Raw genomic sequence first — 20,483 nt, 5'->3', positions numbered from 1 at the left:
TAATTCATAATGTTCACCTTTCCAAATCTTGATCCCGTTGCTTTTACTCTGGGTCCCATCAAAGTGCATTGGTATGGCCTGATGTATCTGATCGGTTTTGTTAGTGCCTGGTTACTGGGTTATTGGCGAATAAAGCACTATAAGCTGAATTGGACCTCCGAGCAGCTCAGTGATTTGATATTTTATGCTGCGCTGGGTGTCATTCTGGGGGGGCGCATAGGCTATATGCTTTTTTATAATACCCAGGAATTAATTCATCAACCCTGGATATTATTCAAAATTTGGGAAGGAGGTATGTCTTTTCATGGAGGTTTAATAGGCGTACTGATTGCGGTCTGGATGTTTGCTCGTAAATACAAGAAAACATTTCTGGAGGTTGGTGATTTTGTTGCCCCTCTGGTTCCTGTCGGATTAGCAGCAGGAAGAATTGGCAATTTTATAAACGGTGAGCTATGGGGGCGGGTAACTGAGGTACCTTGGGCAATTGTGTACAGTCACGTAGACAACCAGCCTCGCCACCCTTCAGAGCTCTATGAGTTTGGGCTAGAGGGTATAGGGTTATTTATTTTAGTCTGGTGCTATGCCTCAAAGCCGCGTCGTACGGGCAGGGTATCCGCTGTGTTTTTAATGGGGTATGCCCTGTGCCGCTTGATTGCAGAGTGTTTTCGCGAACCCGATCCTCAATTGGGTTTTGTAGCCTTCGGCTGGTTGACTATGGGGCAAATATTATCCATTCCCATGCTATTATTAGGATTTTGGATATGGTGGCGGGCTAAACGATGAAAACTTATTTGCAGTTGTTAGAGCATATTTTGCAAAATGGTCATGAAAAAACGGACAGGACAGGTACTGGTACGTTGTCTGTTTTTGGGTATCAAATGCGTTTTGATTTGCAACAAGGGTTCCCATTAGTTACTACAAAAAAACTTCATACGCGCAGCATAGTGCACGAATTATTATGGTTTTTACAAGGCGATACCAATATTGCTTATTTAAATGAACATGGTGTGACCATCTGGGATGAATGGGCGGATGCTCATGGTGACTTGGGACCTGTATATGGCAGACAATGGCGAAGTTGGCCTACTGCGGATGGTCGGACTATCGATCAATTGAGTGAAATCCTGCAGCAGATAAAAACCAATCCAGATTCTCGACGTTTAATCGTCAGTGCCTGGAATGTAAGTGAACTGGATAAAATGGCACTAATGCCTTGTCATGCTTTATTTCAGTTTTATGTGGCGGATAATAAATTATCTTGCCAATTGTATCAGCGTTCCGCAGATGTATTTTTAGGTGTTCCTTTTAATATTGCTTCATATGCCTTGTTAACTCATATGGTCGCGCAGCAGTGTGAACTTGACGTCGGCGATTTTGTCTGGACAGGAGGGGACTGTCATTTATATCTGAATCATTTGGAACAAGCACGAACTCAAATAGCCAGAGAGCCATTTCCTCTCCCTTCTTTAACTATTAAGCGGAAACCAGAGTCGTTATTCGACTATCAATTTGAAGATTTTGAGTTTGAAAATTATCAATTTCATCCTGCGATAAAAGCCCCCATTGCTGTTTGAGCGTTTTTAGATGGTTTGAATTGAGCCCCTTGTCTCAAGGGGCTGGTTAATAATATGTTTATTTTGCCACGGCTGTCCGATTAAAAATGTGACGTCTTTCCGAGCGTAGCGAGGAATCTCCTGCAAATTGGCACAATCAGAATTAATGCATTAATTATCATTACGTTATCAGCAGCTTGGCTGCAAATGCCAAACAAATTGCTCAGACTATTCGTAGTCACTGGGCTGTCGAGAACAGTCTACATTGGGTCTTGGACGTTACATTACGTGAAGAGGATTCTCACGTATGCAACGATCATTCCCCTGAAAATATGGCGATGGTTCGGCATATTATTTTGAACAGGTTAGAAAATACCAAAAAGAAATTTAAGGATATGAGCATTAGGCGCCTGCAGAAAAAGGCTGGCTGGGGAAACTCAACTCTTGATATGATTTTAATCGCCGCATTGTAATGGGATCGTGCAACCTTGCAGGAGATTCCTCGCTACGCTCGGAAAGACGTCATATTTTTAATGGGACAGCCGTGCTTATTTTGCCCATATGCGTGGATTTTAATTGTCATATGTGATTTAATATTGCCTTTAATGATCATATGCGAGTCAGTGTCGTGAAGAATGTTTTGCTATTCCTTTTTCTGTTTACTTCTTTGTGTTGTGCTCCTGGGTACACCAGTAAGTTGAGTAAATTTTTAAATAAAATGGATGAGGAGCAAAAGCAGAGAGATGCTCAAGAGTGGCAGCAGGATATGAATTTTGGTGATTTTGTCTTTCGATTGCAACAACGCTATACCGATAATCATGGTCAACGTTGTCGTGATTATGAATTTCGTGGACGGTCTAATCCATATAAGCATGGCTATTACACCGTTTGTGATGATCGCTAATATCATTTAGTGATGCACTAAGCGGTATGGATATAAATGGTTTCGATTGTTTTTTTTGCTAATTAATTCTATCTAAAAACATGTAGATTCTTCTTTTCCAGGGCCTGATGACAATTCAGGTTTCGACTTTCCACGACTTCCGCGGGAAGTAGGCCAGAAAAGAATGAAATGCCAACAGCCCCTAATATTCGCTATGAATTTTCGTCTTTGTCCCTTTACGATCTCAAAGACGACATTTAATGTGTTAAGCAGTCCAAAATGAAGCGACAGATTAATTGTCATTGCGATTTAATCATGATCAAGATAAATAAAATTTGACTTATCTTGGTCGTTGTATTAAAGTTGTACATTTTATGCTGATTAAGTTCTTTGATGTTATGCAAAAAGTGCTGTTATGCTCTGGAGTTATAGATGATGCTCAGTCCGATACGCTTTAAAAATGCCCAATCTTTTTATGACTTTCTAAATCGTTTGCACCATTCGGATTTGATCAAGTTGGTCACCAATAATGGCAAAATCATATGCCCTTCTGTTCCGCAATTAGCAAGTAAATTTATACAGGCGAATGACAATAACATTTATTTTAGGGATGACATTAAGAGCTTTCTTGAACAGGCTAGCGCTGATGAAATTAATAACACGAGCGTTCGATTTTTTGACGCACAAAACAGAGAAATATCTCTGGCTCAAATCAAGTCCGATTTAACGTTAATGAATGAATTGCAGTGGTCTAAAGAACCCGTGCTTTTAATGCAGCGCATGAATTCGATTTTCTATTCTTCAACTCCAATGCCATCGCTGGGTTCCAGAAAAGATGTTCTTAAAGCGAAACTGATGTATTGGAATGAACAATTTCGTGGCACAGTACAGGCTGCCAAGAGTCATTTGGAGTTTATACTTGATTTGTCTTCTATCTCTAAATCTCTTATGACGATCACGGGTGATGAGATTATCACCGTTCCAGCCCCATATCAGGGTGCGGATTTAATAGCTCCTCTTGTTAAAGACTTGTTAAAAATTACCGCGATTGAAGAGATTAAATTAAAATCGAAGCTAGTAACAGAAATTCAACAATCAACAAATCAGCAAAAAAATTCCGAGTTAACAAGCTGGGTGAATGAGCTTGATGTGAATATTGCAAATGTTAAGGCAATACAACATTATTTGATTCAAATTTTAACAGAGCAGCGTGAAAAAATACAAAAAGCTAAAAATAAATTTCATCAATTGGTTCAGCATGATGGTAATGGGGAGGCTATTGTTAAAAAAATTGCAGATTTAAAGGAAAAAATAAACGAACAAGTGCAGGCACTTAATCGTCTTGAAAGCAATTACAAAACATTAAAACCTTTGGCTGTGTTTGCTGCAGTAGCAGGGCTGCCCATTTTAGCGATTACAGGAGTTATCATTGTTTGTGGATTATTACTTCCTACCATGTATTTTGGCGCTGCATTAGCTTTTATCAGCTTTTCACTGATTACTTTCGCTTTCATTACACAGACTCGGCTAGCTACTAACAAAATTACGGATGGATTAACGCAATTGCAAGAGGGTATAGAAGCTACATTCGATAACACTTTAGACCAAAAGCGAACAGAACTGAAGCAATTAAAAAGGCAGGTGAGTACTTTGGAGCTTGATGTACAGTTTGTTTCTGATTTTGGTAAGGCGGAAGAGTCACTGAATTGGTCTCTAGGTAATATAACCCTTCAAATCAGTGATATTGAAAAAGACTTGCTGGAAATTGAACTGGTTGAAAAACTGGATGAGGCGCAGAGCAAGGAAAAATCATCGGTCAAATTATTTACTACTGATGCTGGAGATGTAACTCTGTTCAGTAGATCGCTACCTCTACCTGAGCGTGAACACATTCATGATCATCAACTACGACGTTCAAATTCCACTGATGGATTGAGTATGTAAGTTCCTTCCTGGGTAACGCTGGTATGGTGTATTCAAGCGAAATCTGCTGATTAGGCACAAAGTCAGGAGTGTTCCTATTTTGTAAAGGTGCGAAATAAATCGGGCAAGGGTATCGATTTATTTTTTAAATAATCGACCCAGACAATTTTACTCACGCCTTGCGCCATGAGAACGTCACCCTGAAACAGATCATGATCCATGTGCATACTGGAATTGCCGAGGCTGTGTATCTTGCTTATGATGGAGACTGTAGCAGGATAAATTACGGGCTTTAAAAAGGTACAGGCTACATGAATGACCACTGGCCCGGTTTGTTCTGTCATTTTTATGTTAAGTTCTCTTAACCATTCAATACGTGCTTCCTGAAAATAATCAAAATATCGGGCATTATTCACGTGTCCTAATGCATCCATATCGCCCCATGCGATATTAAAGGTTTTTTGATGAACGGTAATTTTAGGGTCAGTCATGATAGGTCCATAGGATCAACGTCCACATTCCAGCGAACGCCATTGCTCAGTTTATTTATTGTTAACCACTCGCGTAATTGCGTCAATGAACTTTTTAAAGCTTTTCTTGAGGGAGACTTAATCAATAATTGCATACGATGCTGATTGGCTTTACGGGGGAGCGGCGCTGGTGCCGGGCCCATTACCGTGACAGGGCTCATTTGAATGTGATCTTTAGTGGCGTGTAAAAATTTTAATACAGTACTAATGGTTTTACTTTGGGCTCTGATGACCGCTAAATAGTGAAAAGGTGGTAATTCTGCTTCTTTACGGGAAGTAAGTAAGGCTTCAGCGAAGTGATCGTAGCCTTGTTTGATAAGTAAATTGAGCAAAGGATGATTGGGCAAATGAGTTTGGATCACTACTTGTCCAGGGTGTTCTGCTCGTCCTGCCCGTCCTGAAACCTGGGTTAATAATTGCCCTAAATGTTCCATGGCTCTGAAATCCTGATTATATAATCCTGCATCTGCATCGAGAACCACAACCAACGATAAGCGTGGGAAGTGATGCCCTTTAGCTAACATTTGGGTACCCACAATTAATTGAACCTCACCGTTGGATATTTTATCAAGTTGCTCATCCAAAGCATTTTTCTTACGAATGACGTCGCGATCAATCCGTACCATATTGATTTTAGGAAAACAGGTACTTAAAAATTCGTGAATTCTTTGTGTGCCAGCTCCAATCGGAATCAATTCTTTGCTATGACATTTTTTGCAATGAACAGGCATTCTCTGTGTTAATCCACAATGATGGCAAAGCAATTGTCCAGACTGTTTATGAAGAGTTAAATGACTGTCACAGGCTTTACAATCTGCCATCCATCCACATTCATGGCACAGTAATACTGGAGCAAATCCCCGGCGATTAATAAACACCAGCACCTGATTATTGTTCTTTAAATGTTCTTCAATGATTTTTAATGTTGGAGTCGCTAATCCATGTTGCAAGGTCTGAGCGCGTAGATCGATTAATTGATAATGTAAGGGCGTGGTCGATAAGGCTTTATGATTCAAACGCAGCAAGGTGTATTTGTTTTGTTTGCAATTGTGCATGCTTTCCAGACTGGGAGTGGCGGAACCCAGAATAATAGGAATATTGGCTAAATGGGCGCGCATTAATGCAGTATCCCGGGCTGAATAGCGCACCCCTTCCATTTGTTTTAATGAACTGTCGTGTTCTTCATCAATAATAATTAATCCCAATTCGGGCATGGGTGTAAATACAGCGGCTCTGGTTCCGATAATCATTTTAGCGTGATTTTCTTTAGCCAGTTGCCAGGCTATTTGTCGTTCCGTTTCATTCAAATTAGAATGTATCACGGCAATGGGTTCTTTAAATCGCGCGGTAAACCGTGATAATAATTGCGGCGTTAATCCGATTTCGGGAACCAGGACGAGAACCTGTTTACCTTGCGCCAGAACTTTCTCTATTACTTGTAAATAAACTTCCGTCTTCCCGCTTCCCGTTATTCCCTGCAGTAAAAAACACTGAAAAGAATGCAGATGTTCTACAAGTGTTGATACGGCAACGGCTTGTTCCGGATTCAGAGTTAATGGTGGGGAACAGATCTGATCGGATTGCTCGGGTAGAATAACCTGTTGCGATAATGCAACCAATTCGGCTGCGACCAAAGCTAATAGCTGGTTTGAATTAAAGCCCTTTTTAGTTAAATAGTGCTTGGAAACAGGTTCTTGATGCTTATTGAGCAACTCAATCAATTCCTGTTGTTTGCGAGAGCGGGTTGAAATTTTACTTCGTGCATGTTCAACTGGAACAGTTAATTGATAGTAATCCCCCGTAGGTAGTTGACAGGCTTGACCCAATCGATATTTTTTAGGCAAAGCCAAAGGGAGTACTTCTGAAAGTGGCGATTGATAGTAATTGCCTATCCATCGGCACAGTTCCAGAAGGTCCTGTTCAAGTATCGGGTGTTCATCAATTAGGGCATTGATATTCTTTAAAGACGTTGACGGCTGTTGAGAAGAGTTGATACCAACAACAATCCCTAATTTTGTCTGGTTGCGGAATGGTACCCAAACCCTTGCTCCTATACACGGTCTAATATTCTCTGCCGCGTAGTCAAAAAAATCACGACTGGTATGTGGGATACAGACTTGATAAACGGCCTTCATCTAATCTCTGTGCCATTCATGACTGGCAGATTGTCCTGGAGCAGAAAATACTTTGACAACCACTTTATCAATACGATGTTTGTCCAGTTCTTCATGCTCTTTTATTAATTCATTAACAAACCAGCGTGACAGTTCCTCGACGGTAATATTAGTTAATGGCATCAGGGTCACATCTTCTTTCAGGAAGGGAATTTTTTTACCGTTAAAAGTAAAATAATAATATTCTGCATCCTCTGCATACTCCAGAAATGGAGAGAATTGCGGCATTAAAAAAGTCTGATTCAATTGACGGCATAATTTATGGATGCGTTCTTTATAATAGCGATAATCAAAGGTCATCCCATTTTCTTCAACCCAGGTCGACAAGGCCAGATAAACCCCATACATATGGCCATGCAAGGGTTCTCGTTCCGTTGCCGAGAAAATCGTGGTGTGTCCTGCGGAAAATTTCATGGATTCTTTTTGTAATTCCACCGTAGTCAGGTATTTTTTCATTTTATAAACTCACTCGTTTATCGTTTAGAAGAAATCCATTCAAATCAATGTCCAGATTTTTGGTTAAGGCAATGACTTTAAATAACTCCCCCATCTCACTGGGATCAGTCAATTGCTTTATGGCTTGTTTTGCCCGGAATTGTTCCCGTTCATCTTCCAGCGAATTAATAAAGCTTAGCAGACCATTAGCCAGCAAAAAAGAGGCTTGATTGGTATACCCGGCAATATGAAATCCAGCCTGCTGTCCGGCTTCGGCAACATGAGTAAAATCAACATGAGCAGTAATATCTTGCTCACCAGGATGAAGTAAAGGATCTGGGTGAGCATGATGCTGGTAGTGACACATCAATGTCCCCTGATTTCGGTCGGGGTGATAGTATTCGTGTCGAGGAAAACCATAATCGATTAAAAAGACAGCGCCATGGTTGAGCATGTTATAAATATTGGCCAACCAATCTTCTATAAACAGATTTACTTCGGATACGTATTCCGTGGTTTGTTGCGGTAGATTATTCTTAACGTAATGATATAACCGCTCGTTTTGGCAGGGTTTAAAGAGCTCTATTAACTCACCGTCTTTGTCCAGGGCAATATAACTCTCGAAAATCTCATTGCCCTTGAGCATGAACCGATTTACCGGCATGGCATCCAGTACTTCATTGGCCAATACAACGCCATTAAATGGAGTCTCAGGCCAGTGATCAAGCCAGGAAACCCTGTGAGCCAGATGAGGGATTTTTTGTTGAACCAATTCTTGCTGACGTTGCCTTAAATCAGCGCTGACTTCCAGAATATAATAAGCTTCGGGTAAGCAATTCAGGTGTTCAAGATGAGTTAAAATGTCACTACACAGCGCTCCGGTGCCAGCACCAAATTCAAAGAGTATAGGCTGTTCTATTGATGTGAGAATTTGTTTGCATTGATTGGCCAGTGTTTTGCCGAATAAGGGGGTTAATTCAGGGGCCGTTATAAAATCACCTTGCTTTCCCAATTTGGGTAATCCTGAACTGTAGTAACCTTCTCCCGGAGCATACAAAGCCAGTTGCATGAATTCTATAAAAGGCAATTCATTTTGTTCCTTAAGCTGAGTATGCAGTGTATGTATTAAGCTCATAATCGATTAAACTATGTAAAAAAAGGGGAACCATACCGTGAATCAGAACAACAAACAAGAAGCAAAGGTGGCATTGATCACTGGAAGCGCAAGGCGAATAGGTGCTGCCATTGTTAAAAAAATTCATGGAGCAGGATATAAGGTTGTGATTCATTGTCGTTTTTCTCTGAAGGATGCCAACGCATTGGCTGCTGATTTAAATCATATACGAGCTAATAGCGCCATCGTTATTCAAAGAGAACTCACTGAAGAAGGGGCTGCATCAGCGATCATCACTACAGTATCCGAGTGGGCTGGCCGATTGGATTTATTAGTCAACAACGCATCGGTTTTTATCAAAAATGATTCAGATTTATTCAATGAAGACGATTGGCGACAATTGTTTGATATTCATGTAAAAGCTCCTTTTTTACTGAGTCTCGCAGCGCGTCCTTTACTAAGCAAACACTCCGGAACTATCATTAACGTGACGGATATTCATGCCCAAAAACCCCTTAAAGGTTATTCAGTTTATTGCCAAAGTAAAGCCGCGCTTGAAATGCAAACCAGAAGCCTGGCACGCGAATTCGCACCCTCTATCAGAGTGAATGCAGTAGCGCCCGGAGCTATTGCCTGGCCAGAAGAAGCAAACAGTTTAAGTACAAAGGAACAACAAAATATCGTTGATAAAACGCCTTTAAAACGTCATGGGGATCCTGAGTACATTGCTCAGGCAATAATGGCCCTGGTTGAAAATCCATTTATAACGGGGCAGGTTTTAAACGTGGATGGAGGACGAAGCCTGATCGGGTAAAAAATGAGCTAACTATTTTTAGTTTCGAGTGACGTTTTCAAGCAAAAATTCATTAATTTCTGTTAATGAATTCAATTGGTAAAATCGATTCAATTGTGGGATATCCAGCAAGTTTTTGAAGTAGTAGCGTACCAGCGATTTACTTTGTAGAACTGATTTATACTCATCTTCAAGTGTTTTGAGACCATGTAAATGGGTCATAAAGATCTGTATGATCTCAGTGCTGTTGATAGGCACAGTACGTTGTTCCAGTAACTCCTGATACAACCATGGGCGTCCGCTGCCTGCGCGAGAGATCATAAAGCCATCACAGCCACTGATTCTTAATGCTTCATACAAGTTGCTTTGCGTACAGATGTCTCCATTGGCAATCACCGGAATATTGATTTTTTGTTTTATTTGTGCAATCTGGTGCAGATTGCATTGAATGTCATAATCATCAATCCAGCGTCTTCCGTGTACGATGAGTGCGTCAGCGCCTGCTTTTTCAATCTGTTGGGCCAAAAGTACATCGTTTTCATTACCTTGAATGCGAATTTTTATTGTAAGAGGAATGGATAGTGACTTACGTACTGTCTGGATGATTTTAATGAGCTTCTCCGGATTATCCAGTAAAGCGCTGCCTGCCCCTTTCTTGCGGATTTTAGTTTTGGGACATCCGCAATTTATATCAATTAAGTCAGCACCACAGGATTGTAGTTTAATCGCAGCCTGGGCCAATACATCGGGATCAGTTCCAGAGATTTGATAAGCCAGTACGGTTTCATTCGGTGACCGATAAATGTAACGAGAGTGATCGGCATGTTTGTGTAACACATCAAGAGCAGAGCTCATTTCTGATACGCAATACGCCGGCGGGGTGTATTGATGAAACAATTCTCTGAATGGCGCGCAACTGTAGCCAGCTAATGGGCCTTGAATGAGTCGATGAGGGAGTTTAAGGGAACCTATTTGAAATGGGCTATTAATAATTGTGTGCATGTAATAAATTAAAGGATATAATCAGCCTCATTTTATCACATATCTAATACTAAGAAGTAGTCATCATCGACGTAATAGGGATTTGATTACTCCGTACCTTTTGGAACAGGAGAGACTCCAGATGGACAAGCGTTATTTATCGCCTTTGGAATTAGTCAGCATAGCGACTCAACATGCCTATTCTGCCGATTATTTGCTCCAACAGATTTCACAGGGAATCATCAGGAATGAGGATTCTCTGGATTCATTTGCCCCTATAACTTCGCTGATGTATCAGGCGTTTCAATTGACTTTTAAAGCTTATTGTCTGCATGATCATCGACCCATCAAGGAATATAAAAATCTGATGGAGCTGGTGGAGTTAAATATCCATCTGGGATTCTCTACCCAAGAGATTTTTCTGCTCAAAACTTTATCAAGACAACAGGTGTTCAATAAAGGAATTGGCTATGATTTATGGGAAAATACGCAACAGCTTCATGTATTTTGCGAAAAAATAATTTCTTTATACGAGCGGGTTCAGGCGATGATGCCCCTTGAGCTTCATAGTGATTATCAGTGACCGTTCATTTTTGTTTTTAGGCGTTGCTTACAATTCAAGTTTCGACGTCCCGCGACTTGTTCGCGGGACCCAATTCAATCTTTATAGATGCAATATGTTCTTGTTTTGCGCAAGATCTCTCGATTCCGCGAACAAGTCGCGGAAAGTAGGCTTGAATATAGAGAAATGTCAACAGCCCCTAATTTAAATGAAACGCCTAAGGTTGCAGATAGTGATCTTGGTTTGTGGGCATTTTATTGTTAATCAACCCTACTGACAGCCCATTTTATGGACGACTGAATAGTGATTGTTCCATGTTGCTTTTATATAATGCCATTGGAATAGGTTGGCTGATGCCGTGGTTGGGATAGCTACTTGGCATCTGGATTGAATCACGTTAGGATAAGCTTTTTTTCGAAAGGTAATTGTAATGGAGCAACTGGACGATAAACGTGTAGACACGGTGCAGAATCAGATATTGCGGTTAAGTGATCACCTTAATTCGCGGATTTTGGGTCAAAAAGGCCTCATCTCCCGGCTTTTAATTGCTTTGCTTGCTGATGGACACTTATTGGTTGAAGGTGCACCCGGTCTGGCTAAAACAAGGGCGGTAAAAGAGTTGTCTGATGGGGTTGAAGGTGATTTTCATCGTATTCAGTTTACTCCTGATCTTTTGCCCGGTGATTTAACAGGAACGGATGTCTATCATCCGCAAAATGGTTCTTTTGTATTTCAACCCGGCCCTATTTTCCATCATCTTATTTTGGCAGATGAAATTAACCGTGCCCCTGCAAAAGTCCAATCCGCCTTGCTTGAGGCAATGGCTGAGCGGCAGGTTACCATTGGTGGTAAAACATACCCTCTTCCTGAGTTGTTTTTAGTCATGGCGACGCAGAATCCAATTGAGCAGGAGGGTACCTATCCTTTGCCGGAAGCTCAGCTGGATCGTTTTTTAATGTACGTTAAAATTGGGTATCCTGATGCTCAGGTTGAGCATGATATTCTTGCTTTGACTCGCAAAGAAGCATTGGGGGCGGCTGTGGTGAAACACGAACAATTTCCCAAATTGCAGCAAAGCACTTTATTTGAAGCACGAAAGCAGGTATTAAAAGTACATACCAGCGAGGCATTGGAAAATTATCTGGTGCAGTTGGTGATTGCAACGCGAAATCCTGGCGTCTATAGTGACGAGCTGGGTCGTTGGTTGCGCTTTGGCGCCAGTCCTCGTGCCACTATCGCTTTAGATAGGTGTTCGAAAGCACACGCGTGGCTTGCGGGGCGAGATTATGTCGTTCCAGATGACATTCATGTCGTTGCCCATGATGTGTTGCGGCATAGAATACTGTTGAGTTATGAAGCTGAGGCTGAGGGAGTGAGCAGCGATGATTTTATTGACTCGCTATTACGCTTGGTTGCTATTCCTTAGAGGTTTTTATGGCAGATGGTGTTGTTGCTGAGTTAAATGAATTAATCGATCTGAGACGCTATGCTCAATCGATTCAATATCAACCTGAAGGCAGGGCTTTGCGTTCTGGTTCTCATTTGTCCAAATTGCGTGGTCGTGGAATGGATTTTGCCGAGGTGAGAAATTATCAGGCAGGTGATGAAATTCGTCATATGGAATGGCGAGTTACTGCTCGTACAGGCAGGCCTCATGTAAAAATTTATCAGGAAGAACGTGAGCGGCCAGTCGTTTTTCTTGTTGATTTTAATCCATCCATGATTTTTGGTACTCGTGTCGCTTTTAAATCAGTAGTTGCTGCACGATTGGCAGCGATTCTGGCATGGACTGTCATTAAACAAGGAGACAGGGTAGGCGGTTTCTTTTTTTCAGCTTCAGAACATAGTGAATTTATTCCGCGTGGCCGTGATTCTGGTGTTTTGCCTTTGTTGGCATCACTGAGCCAATACACTGCACAGACAGAAGCACAACGGGAAGAAAAACCCAGACTGCTAAGTGATGCGCTTGTGAGATTGCGTCGGGTAGTAAGGCCGGGAAGTATTTTGGTATTAATCAGTGATTTTTATACTATGGATGCAGAATGTGAAAAGCATCTGAATCGATTGCGTGGCCATAATGATATCCTGGCGTACCATATTTGTGACCGTCTAGAGTTAGCGCCACCCAAGCCAGAGCAGTATGCGATGACTAATGGCCAGCATGAAATAATACTGGATACCAGTTTATCTGCCGTAAGTTCTGCTTATGAACAGTATTGTCAGCAGAGAGTTGAATACTTAAGAGAACAATTCAAGCGCTTGCAAATTCAATACGTACAGGCTACCTCCGAGACAAATCTGACTCAATTGGTGCGCCAGACTTTTCCAAGGAGGTCTCGTGGCTAAAACCGATCCCTTGGCTCAATTAAAGGACATCCATTTACCAGATCCCATAGGATGGTGGCCCTTGGCTCCAGGATGGTATGTGCTGATGAGTATGATGTTTTTGCTTATCATCGGTATCGCGTATTGGTCCTATAAACGACATATTAACGGTTTGGCAAAACGCAAGGCACTTGGTTTATTGCATATTTACAAAGAAAATTACCTCAAGGATCGAAATGTCCAAATCGCCAGTGCGCGAATTTCAGAGTTATTACGACGAGTTGCTTTAGTGTATTTCCCGAGAGCTGAAGTGGCCAGTATTCATGGTGACGATTGGATCGATTTTTTAAATAAATCCAGTAAAAACATTGATTTTAAACAAGTTAAGGCCATGCTTCTGGAGTCGCCATTTAAAACGGCGGAGTCTGTGAATCTGGATCCTTTATTTACTTGTGCAGAGCAATGGATTAAACAACGGGGGGCTCCATGTTTGAACTCGTGAATCCCTGGGTGCTTGTTACATTGCCTTTACCTGTGGTGATCTGGTATCTGTTACCCAGAGTCACAGTTACAGTGCCTACTGCATTGAAAGTCCCCTTTTTTGAAGCAATGGCAGGAATCGTGGAACAGGAAAAGCGATCTGTTTCAGCCCAGAAATTATTAATCATCCCTGCTCTAGTTTGGTTATTGCTTGTATTGGCTCTTTCTGGTCCGCGTTGGGTTGGTGAGCCTAAACCAGTAGCCAGAGAGGGCTACAACATCATGATGGTACTTGATTTGTCCGGAAGCATGGAAATTAATGACATGATCTTGCATGGTCGTCCAGCCAGCCGTTTATTGGTTGTGAAACGAGCTGCAGAGCAATTTGTACAGGATCGAAAGGGTGATCGAATTGGCTTGATTCTTTTTGGAACTCGCGCCTATTTGCAAACTCCGCTTACTTATGACAAGCACAGTGTGCTAATGCGCATTGAGGATGCAACGGCAGGTTTAGCAGGAAAAACAACGTCAATCGGAGATGCTGTGGGCCTAGCTGTAAAACGATTGGATGAAGTGCCCAAAGAGGGTCGGGTGATCATTCTTTTAACAGATGGAGCAAATAATTCGGGAGTTTTAGCTCCATTAAAAGCCGCTGAGTTAGCTCGTGATGATGGAATTAAAATTTATACTATCGGATTAGGTTCTGAGGCAGATCCCAGAGCGTTAAGCATGGATTTCTTTAATCAGAACGTGACTGCTGATCTTGATGAAGACACTTTAAAGAAAATGGCCGATATGACGGGCGGACGTTATTTTAGAGCAACAGATACCGAGTCTTTACAAGCCATCTATCAGACCATTAACCAACTGGAAACCGTCAAGCAGGAGCAGGCTACAGTCCGTCCACAAAAAGAATATTATCCCTGGTTTGTTGGATTGGCTTTATTATTAAGTTTTTATTGGATGGGTAGAAAAGCCGAATGGGTTCTTAACATGAAGGCACTATTTAGATCCAGGGAGGAACTGAAGTTATGATGGCGGATTTTCATTTTTTGAGGCCATGGTGGCTATTATTGGTAATCCCTTTGATCGGTTTAGCTTTTGTTCTATGGCGGCAAACTCCCCGGCTACATGCCTGGGGAGAGGTATGCGACAGTCATTTGCTGGGTCATTTAATTCAAAGTAAACGTCAGGGAACGCGAAAATTCTCGGTGATTTTATTATTGTTGAGTGTTTTTTTCATGATTATCAGCATAGCTGGACCCAGTTGGGTTAAATTACCGGTTCCCACTTACAGACCTATAGAACCCCGAGTTCTGGTATTGGATATGTCTGATAATATGATGGCAGATGATTTGACCCCCAATCGACTCAGCAGAGCTAAATTCAAATTGCACGATGTATTGACACGTAAGGACGTTGGGCAATTTGGATTGATTGTTTTTACAGGAGAACCTTTTGTCGTTTCTCCGTTAACTGATGATGGGCAAACCATATCTTCTCTATTATCTTCTTTGACCCAGGACGTAATGCCAGTAGGTGGACAAAATTTGGTTAGTGCCCTAAATGAGGCCAGTCAATTGATTAGCCAGGCTGGGTACCAACACGGCCAAATTTTAGTCTTAACTGCCGACACGCCTTCATCTGATGCCATTAATAAAGCCAAAAAATTGGCTCAATCCGGTATTCATTCTTCAATTTTACCTGTTAGGGCAGACAGTAAATTAAATCCCTTGTTTCAAAATTTTGCCAATGCGGGTAATGGTCAATTATTAAGATACTCCTCTGATTCGCGTGATTTGGACCTATGGCTTAATAGCACTGGAAATGAGGAGTATGCATTAAGCAAAGAGGATGACATCCCACTTTGGCGAGATGAGGGACGATGGTTTTTAATTCCTGCCTTAATGTTCTTGTTACCTGTATTTCGACGAGGCTGGTTGCAGAGGGTGGCCGTATGATCCGCTGTTTGATATTCTTAATGATTCTACTCTCTTCCTTGCAAGCCAAAGCATTTAGCTGGTCTGATTTGTGGTATACACCCGATCAACAGGCCCAGCATTTGATGGAAAAAGGGCAGTTTAAGAAAGCAAAAGAGACATTTGAACGAAATGATTGGATCGGGTCAGCCGCATATCGTGCCGGTGATTATGAGCAGGCCGCTGAATTGTTTAAAGAATTAAATAATGAGCAGGGCTATTACAATCAAGGCAATGCGTTAGCACATATGGGACAATACGAACAGGCTATAGATGCCTATAACAAAGCGTTAAAAATTAATCCTGATAATCAGGATGCATTGTATAACCGTAAATTGTTAGAAGAATTGTTAAAGAAAGATAAAGAGCAAAAACAAAATAAAGATAAGGACGATAAGAACCAAAAAAACAAAGATCAACAAAACAAAGATCAGCAAAACAAAGATCAGCAAAACAAAGATCAGCAAAACAAAGATCAGCAAAATAACAAACAAGATCAAAGTAAAACAAATCAGGATCAGCAGGAAGGTGATGCTCAGTCTGAAGCGGAGCAGGAAAAGCAACAAGCAAAACAGCAATGGTTACGGCTGATTCCTGACGATCCAGGTGGTTTGCTGAGAGAAAAGTTTTTACGAGATCATTTACGAAGAGAACGTGGGTGGTACCAATGAAAAAAATAATAATATCGGTATTGTTAAGTTGTTATGCGCTGTTTGCTTTTGCGGAAATTCAGGTGCAAGTTGAACCATCCCAGGTAGCCTTGGGTGATGTTTTTAAATTAATCATAACTGATGACAGTGCTCAAAATGGGGGTGTTCCAGATTTGACCGTGTTGCAAAAGGACTTCACCATTTACGGTACGGAACGTCATGTTAACTACATACTTATTAATGGTCAGGCTCAAACGGCCAGTCAATGGATTATTTCGTTAAAAGCCTTAAAGCCAGGCATATTAACTATTCCTGCAATAAAACTGGGATTGGATAAAAGCAATCCTATTACTATTAATGTAGATGGCAGTCAGACTAATCAGGATTTTCAAAACAATTCCGCGCAGCAACAAGATGTTGTTTTGACGGCAGGTGTGAATGAAAAGAAACCTTATGTGAATCAACAGATCATTTATACCGTTAAGTTATACAACAGCAAAAGACTTCTGGATGCCGAATATCAGGGGCCACAAGTAGATAATGCCCTGTTAATTCCGCTAGGGGATGCCAAGCGCTATCAAACCGTACAAAATAATGTTAACTATGTTGTAGAAGAACAAAATTATGCGATTTTTCCGCAAAAAAGCGGTACTTTGGATATCATTTCTCCAAAGTTTACTGCCTTGATTTATGATATCAATCCTCAGCGAATTAAAGTTGAAGATAAAACAATCAAGCTAAACGTACAGCCTATTCCCTCTCAATATAAGGGTAAATTATGGTTACCTGCAAAACAGGTTAAATTAAGTGAGCAGTATGAAAATTCGAATCAGACCCTTGGTCAAGGAAGCACATTAACCCGCACAGTAACGCTTGAAGGGGTATCCATTCCCGCACAGCTATTGCCCACCCTTGATTTTGAAGAAATGGATGCGTTTAGTGTGTACCCTGAAAAAGGTGCTGATAAAAATCAGGTAAAACAAGGTGAGTTGGTAGGCAGTACCCAGTTTAAAGTAACTTATTTGTTTAATAAAGCAGGAAAAATTACCATCCCTGAATTACGCCTCCACTGGTTTAATACGGAAACGGGTAAGGATGAAGTTGCGGTTCTGGCGCCTCGAAGTCTTGATATTACTCCTTCTTTAGCGACCAGCAATGAAAAAACCGAATCCCAAAACAGTTCCGTAATGCCAACGACAGGGAACCAAGGTCGAGTAATTGATTCATATCCACAGGCTTCATTTAACTGGGGGTGGATTGTCGCCATTCTCTTTGCTTTTGCATGGGTCATCACTTTAGGATTGTGGGGATGGCAAAAACACAACCGTCATTCCCCTAAAAAACAAGTCAGGAAGGCTTTTACGGAATTAAATAAAGCATGTACTGAATGCAATCCGAAAAAAGCACGTGATGCATTATTAAAATGGGGTAAGGTGCAATGGCCTGATGCTCCGTTACTGAATCTTTCTGATTTGACCAAGCTGGTTAGAGATGCTCAATTAAAAAAACAGATTCATCTACTGTCACAGGTTTTATATAAAAGTGATGAGAAAATTTTATGGCGAGGCGATGAGTTATTGCGAGCCGTAATAGCTCTTAAACGATCAAATGCCGATAAAAAGCAGAGTTCTAATGTATTACCACCTATCAATCCATTTTAGGGCAAGAGGGGCTTATAGTGCATTTCGGGTGATGTTTCTCCGGAGTATTCAATAGCCCCTGGTTTTAACTCCCTAATTCCTATGTTAATTTAATTTGTGCTTCATATTGATTGGATGTATATGGAGCAGGGCGCCGTTTATCCTTTTTTATGATAAATCGGTAGCGAAATGATTCCACTTCAAAGATGAATGGATTTTTTATTAAGTTAAATGAACAAGGATTGTCATGAAAAAACTTCCCTCTAAAGTGATTTTTATTGGTGCAGGGCCTAGCGCTTTATTTGGTGCTCGCAAGCTTCGACAAATAGCCGACGAACACCATGTGAGTATAGAAATGCTCTTTTTGGAGCGCGAGGGTGAAGTGGGTGGTAAGTGTCGTACCTATTCCGACCCTAATCATCCAGAGCTGAAAACTGAACTGGGAGCCGGGGCTGTAGCATCTAACTATGGGGTAGTGATTGATGCTTTAATCGAGCATGGCCTCACTTACGAAACCATGGTGCCAATGGAACAGGAAACAGTTGAAATACAACAAAAATATAATGGATTATCTTTTGCTGAGAAAATAGTCTTTGTTAAAGAACTTATTAGTGAGATGTCAACTTTTAATGAAGATTATGATATTTATCAAGACGCAAAACAAAATAAAAAACAACTTCCAGAAGAGTTACAACGTCCATTTACTGAGTATTGCACGTTAAGAGAAATGAAACATGTTCCTCTTTTGACCAAGCCCTTCGTGCCTGGTTTTGGTTATGGTGCTATAACCCATTGCCCTACTTATAGTGTTCTTGAGTATTTCGGTAAAATGACACTGCCTGAGCTTGCTTTGGTGGAACACATAGTCCAACAACCTGCATTATTGGCAATACACGGGGGATTTCAGCTGCTGATGCAACAGATTGCCCGGAATTTTGATGTTCGCCTGAATGCTCATGTCACTCATATTGACCGGAATTCGGATCAAGTTACCGTTAATTATGTACAAAATGGTATAGAATATACAGAAATTGCAGATGCTTTGGTTTTAGCTACTTCTCCTAAAAATTGGCCTTCCCTGGGGATGGAGTTAACTGAAACTGAAACAAACTGTGTGAAACAATTGGAATTTTATAGATATCCTGTTGCTGTATATAAGATCAAGGGCTTACCTCCGCACCAATATTATTTCCCACAAGGACTTGATGAAGCCGGTTTTGGTCATTTGGCTCTCATTACTACCCGAGATAATCGCACAGGACCAGATGATGGCCGATTATGTACTGTTTATGTAAATTTGCCTCCAAATCATAATGATTTTACTTTTGATCATGCTGCGTTGATAGAGGAACTAAAGTCTATTGAAGGCGTAACTGAAGTAGAGGTTATTAAAGAAAAAATTTGGGAAGACTATATGTCTACTCTGCCGTGGGAGGTTCGTTTGGAGCTGGATAAAGAACAGCAAACAGGGAATACTATTTACTTGGGATCCTACGTTTTAGGTGGCTTTGAGGATGTGGTCAGTGTCGGCAATAAAGCAACCGATACAATGAGCGAATTATTTACCCCTTCGCCCACGTATGAAGAGAATTTCTCGTTTAAAAATGTAATGAGGGGAATTCAGTTTTTTACGGCTCCGGTGTTTTCACCACTCAATAACCTTGATAAAGAAATGAGTGAAAAAAGCCGCTGCAGTATTCTTTAAGTTACGTCATGATCTCACCAGACCTTTGTAGTTTAAAGGCCTGGTAACTCTGCATCATTTATAAAGAAGTTGTACATATTCCTCGCTATTTGTAGAACATCATATTATAATTTTAATTACTTGTGAGCTAATGATTTTCAGTTAACATGTTGGTTTTCGCGGGATTCAATCTTGGGCTGTTCTGAGCAATTCGAATTAATACCGCTAAAAGCTTCGCCTTGTTTCCTGAATTTGATCACAGGTTTGTGTTTAATTTTAATTGGAAAGTAGAAATGTCTGTTAAAGAAACTGGTCACGTTAAGTGGTTCAATGATGATAAAGGGTATGGCTTCATTAGTCGGGATAATGGTCAGGATGATGTTTTTGTTCATTTTAGATCCATTATCAGCAGTGCAGGGCGTAAAACTTTAGTGGAAGGTCAACGAGTTGAGTTCCTGGTGACTAAAGGTGCGAAAGGGCTGCAAGCTGAGGAAGTAACTGCTTTATAAAAGCGCTTTTTCTTAAATTGTCTCACTCGAGCTGTTTGCGTCCGTGCTGCGGCAAGAGTGAGAAATTTTACAAGATCTGAATCGTGTGAAATAGATAGAAAAGTGACACCGTTTCATCGTTTTGGTATCGACAAACTGTTTTTTTGATAAAATTTTAATACAGAATTTCGCCCACTCGTAAATATTTTTAACCTCATTAACGATACAATTGGTTTAGATTTGCTTGGTTACATCACTGAAGAAGATGGAAAAAAATCCTTATTTATCA

Annotated in this window: 21 protein-coding genes; 16 read left to right on the top strand and 5 right to left on the bottom strand. The window is 40.9% G+C overall.

Features of this window, described 5'->3' with window-relative positions; translation table 11 throughout:
* Window positions 1-9 precede the first annotated feature (9 nt).
* From lgt to ELY21_RS08045, 5 genes are all read left to right on the top strand, one after another.
* Complete coding sequence (gene lgt / locus ELY21_RS08065; RefSeq protein WP_127108532.1) at window positions 10-783, top strand: prolipoprotein diacylglyceryl transferase; 774 nt, start codon at window positions 10-12, stop codon at window positions 781-783.
* The gene (thyA, locus tag ELY21_RS08060; RefSeq protein WP_127108530.1) at window positions 780-1,574 is read left to right on the top strand and encodes a thymidylate synthase; all 795 of its coding nucleotides are present in this window, start codon (window positions 780-782) and stop codon (window positions 1,572-1,574) included. The genes lgt and thyA overlap by 4 nt, the downstream gene beginning before the upstream one ends.
* Window positions 1,575-1,723: 149 nt before the next feature.
* Window positions 1,724-2,026 (top strand): ISAs1 family transposase, encoded by a 303-nt coding sequence (locus ELY21_RS08055; protein WP_127108528.1) that lies wholly within the window; start codon window positions 1,724-1,726, stop codon window positions 2,024-2,026.
* Between the two features lie 155 nt (window positions 2,027-2,181).
* Complete coding sequence (locus ELY21_RS08050) at window positions 2,182-2,457, top strand: hypothetical protein (protein WP_127108526.1); 276 nt, start codon at window positions 2,182-2,184, stop codon at window positions 2,455-2,457.
* A gap of 411 nt (window positions 2,458-2,868) precedes the next feature.
* Complete coding sequence (locus ELY21_RS08045; RefSeq protein ID WP_127108524.1) at window positions 2,869-4,380, top strand: hypothetical protein; 1,512 nt, start codon at window positions 2,869-2,871, stop codon at window positions 4,378-4,380.
* Window positions 4,381-4,454: 74 nt separating this feature from the next.
* On the opposite strand, the gene ELY21_RS08040 is transcribed toward ELY21_RS08045, so the two are convergent.
* The 4 genes from ELY21_RS08040 to ELY21_RS08025 are packed head-to-tail and all read right to left on the bottom strand — an operon-like array spanning window position 4,455 to window position 8,633.
* Entirely contained in the window at window positions 4,455-4,850 is a 396-nt protein-coding gene (locus tag ELY21_RS08040) for a thioesterase family protein (protein WP_127108522.1), read from the bottom strand.
* A complete protein-coding gene (locus ELY21_RS08035) occupies window positions 4,847-7,024 on the bottom strand; it encodes a primosomal protein N' (protein ID WP_127108520.1) in 2,178 nt (725 codons plus the stop codon). Before ELY21_RS08035 ends, ELY21_RS08040 begins: the two co-directional genes overlap by 4 nt.
* Window positions 7,025-7,519 carry a 6-carboxytetrahydropterin synthase gene (locus tag ELY21_RS08030; RefSeq protein ID WP_028382787.1) on the bottom strand — a complete coding sequence of 165 codons (495 nt, stop codon included), beginning with the start codon at window positions 7,517-7,519 and terminating at the stop codon, window positions 7,025-7,027.
* A 1-nt stretch (window position 7,520) separates the two neighbouring features.
* Window positions 7,521-8,633, bottom strand: a complete 1,113-nt coding sequence (locus ELY21_RS08025) for a class I SAM-dependent methyltransferase (protein ID WP_127108518.1) — start codon at window positions 8,631-8,633, stop codon at window positions 7,521-7,523.
* 37 nt (window positions 8,634-8,670) lie between these two features.
* On the opposite strand from ELY21_RS08025, the gene ELY21_RS08020 reads away from it, so the two are divergent.
* Window positions 8,671-9,426: a pteridine reductase gene (locus ELY21_RS08020; protein ID WP_127108516.1), complete on the top strand. Its 756-nt coding sequence runs from the start codon at window positions 8,671-8,673 to the stop codon at window positions 9,424-9,426.
* Between the two features lie 18 nt (window positions 9,427-9,444).
* Here the strand turns inward: ELY21_RS08020 and ELY21_RS08015 are convergent, their stop codons facing one another.
* Window positions 9,445-10,407: a tRNA-dihydrouridine synthase gene (locus ELY21_RS08015; protein WP_127108514.1), complete on the bottom strand. Its 963-nt coding sequence runs from the start codon at window positions 10,405-10,407 to the stop codon at window positions 9,445-9,447.
* Between the two features lie 121 nt (window positions 10,408-10,528).
* Between ELY21_RS08015 and ELY21_RS08010 the strand changes: the two genes are divergently transcribed.
* From ELY21_RS08010 to ELY21_RS07965, 10 genes are all read left to right on the top strand, one after another.
* Window positions 10,529-10,969, top strand: a complete 441-nt coding sequence (locus tag ELY21_RS08010) for a hypothetical protein (protein WP_127108512.1) — start codon at window positions 10,529-10,531, stop codon at window positions 10,967-10,969.
* A 409-nt stretch (window positions 10,970-11,378) separates the two neighbouring features.
* A complete protein-coding gene (locus ELY21_RS08005) occupies window positions 11,379-12,374 on the top strand; it encodes a MoxR family ATPase (protein WP_127108510.1) in 996 nt (331 codons plus the stop codon).
* 8 nt (window positions 12,375-12,382) lie between these two features.
* The gene (locus tag ELY21_RS08000; protein ID WP_127108508.1) at window positions 12,383-13,294 is read left to right on the top strand and encodes a DUF58 domain-containing protein; all 912 of its coding nucleotides are present in this window, start codon (window positions 12,383-12,385) and stop codon (window positions 13,292-13,294) included.
* A complete protein-coding gene (locus tag ELY21_RS07995) occupies window positions 13,287-13,775 on the top strand; it encodes a DUF4381 domain-containing protein (RefSeq protein WP_127108506.1) in 489 nt (162 codons plus the stop codon). The genes ELY21_RS08000 and ELY21_RS07995 overlap by 8 nt, the downstream gene beginning before the upstream one ends.
* Window positions 13,760-14,788: a VWA domain-containing protein gene (locus tag ELY21_RS07990; RefSeq protein WP_127108504.1), complete on the top strand. Its 1,029-nt coding sequence runs from the start codon at window positions 13,760-13,762 to the stop codon at window positions 14,786-14,788. Before ELY21_RS07995 ends, ELY21_RS07990 begins: the two co-directional genes overlap by 16 nt.
* The gene (locus ELY21_RS07985) at window positions 14,785-15,714 is read left to right on the top strand and encodes a VWA domain-containing protein (protein ID WP_127108502.1); all 930 of its coding nucleotides are present in this window, start codon (window positions 14,785-14,787) and stop codon (window positions 15,712-15,714) included. The genes ELY21_RS07990 and ELY21_RS07985 overlap by 4 nt, the downstream gene beginning before the upstream one ends.
* On the top strand, window positions 15,711-16,403 hold the full coding sequence (locus ELY21_RS07980; protein ID WP_127108500.1) for a tetratricopeptide repeat protein: 693 nt from the start codon (window positions 15,711-15,713) through the stop codon (window positions 16,401-16,403). The genes ELY21_RS07985 and ELY21_RS07980 overlap by 4 nt, the downstream gene beginning before the upstream one ends.
* Window positions 16,400-18,043 carry a BatD family protein gene (locus ELY21_RS07975; protein WP_127108498.1) on the top strand — a complete coding sequence of 548 codons (1,644 nt, stop codon included), beginning with the start codon at window positions 16,400-16,402 and terminating at the stop codon, window positions 18,041-18,043. Before ELY21_RS07980 ends, ELY21_RS07975 begins: the two co-directional genes overlap by 4 nt.
* A gap of 226 nt (window positions 18,044-18,269) precedes the next feature.
* Entirely contained in the window at window positions 18,270-19,727 is a 1,458-nt protein-coding gene (locus tag ELY21_RS07970) for an FAD-dependent oxidoreductase (RefSeq protein ID WP_127108496.1), read from the top strand.
* A 272-nt stretch (window positions 19,728-19,999) separates the two neighbouring features.
* On the top strand, window positions 20,000-20,215 hold the full coding sequence (locus ELY21_RS07965; protein ID WP_018578299.1) for a cold-shock protein: 216 nt from the start codon (window positions 20,000-20,002) through the stop codon (window positions 20,213-20,215).
* The last annotated feature ends 268 nt before the right edge of the window (window positions 20,216-20,483 follow it).

This window comes from Legionella sp. km535, from assembly GCF_003990085.1.
Classification (GTDB): Bacteria; Pseudomonadota; Gammaproteobacteria; order Legionellales; family Legionellaceae; genus Legionella; species Legionella moravica.
The sequence above is the reverse complement of the archived record's forward strand: the minus strand, read 5'-3'. Positions and strand labels throughout refer to the sequence as shown.

Excerpts from the sequence above, each read along its gene's own strand:
- lgt (WP_127108532.1), top strand. The coding sequence starts at position 10 with ATGTTCACCTTTCCAAATCTTGATCCCGTTGCTTTTACTCTGGGTCCC.
- thyA (WP_127108530.1), top strand. The coding sequence starts at position 780 with ATGAAAACTTATTTGCAGTTGTTAGAGCATATTTTGCAAAATGGTCAT.
- ELY21_RS08045 (WP_127108524.1), top strand. The coding sequence starts at position 2,869 with ATGATGCTCAGTCCGATACGCTTTAAAAATGCCCAATCTTTTTATGAC.
- ELY21_RS08040 (WP_127108522.1), bottom strand. The coding sequence starts at position 4,850 with ATGACTGACCCTAAAATTACCGTTCATCAAAAAACCTTTAATATCGCA.
- ELY21_RS08035 (WP_127108520.1), bottom strand. The coding sequence starts at position 7,024 with ATGAAGGCCGTTTATCAAGTCTGTATCCCACATACCAGTCGTGATTTT.
- ELY21_RS08030 (WP_028382787.1), bottom strand. The coding sequence starts at position 7,519 with ATGAAAAAATACCTGACTACGGTGGAATTACAAAAAGAATCCATGAAA.
- ELY21_RS08025 (WP_127108518.1), bottom strand. The coding sequence starts at position 8,633 with ATGAGCTTAATACATACACTGCATACTCAGCTTAAGGAACAAAATGAA.
- ELY21_RS08015 (WP_127108514.1), bottom strand. The coding sequence starts at position 10,407 with ATGCACACAATTATTAATAGCCCATTTCAAATAGGTTCCCTTAAACTC.
- ELY21_RS08010 (WP_127108512.1), top strand. The coding sequence starts at position 10,529 with ATGGACAAGCGTTATTTATCGCCTTTGGAATTAGTCAGCATAGCGACT.
- ELY21_RS08005 (WP_127108510.1), top strand. The coding sequence starts at position 11,379 with ATGGAGCAACTGGACGATAAACGTGTAGACACGGTGCAGAATCAGATA.
- ELY21_RS08000 (WP_127108508.1), top strand. The coding sequence starts at position 12,383 with ATGGCAGATGGTGTTGTTGCTGAGTTAAATGAATTAATCGATCTGAGA.
- ELY21_RS07990 (WP_127108504.1), top strand. The coding sequence starts at position 13,760 with ATGTTTGAACTCGTGAATCCCTGGGTGCTTGTTACATTGCCTTTACCT.
- ELY21_RS07985 (WP_127108502.1), top strand. The coding sequence starts at position 14,785 with ATGATGGCGGATTTTCATTTTTTGAGGCCATGGTGGCTATTATTGGTA.
- ELY21_RS07980 (WP_127108500.1), top strand. The coding sequence starts at position 15,711 with ATGATCCGCTGTTTGATATTCTTAATGATTCTACTCTCTTCCTTGCAA.
- ELY21_RS07975 (WP_127108498.1), top strand. The coding sequence starts at position 16,400 with ATGAAAAAAATAATAATATCGGTATTGTTAAGTTGTTATGCGCTGTTT.
- ELY21_RS07970 (WP_127108496.1), top strand. The coding sequence starts at position 18,270 with ATGAAAAAACTTCCCTCTAAAGTGATTTTTATTGGTGCAGGGCCTAGC.
- ELY21_RS07965 (WP_018578299.1), top strand. The coding sequence starts at position 20,000 with ATGTCTGTTAAAGAAACTGGTCACGTTAAGTGGTTCAATGATGATAAA.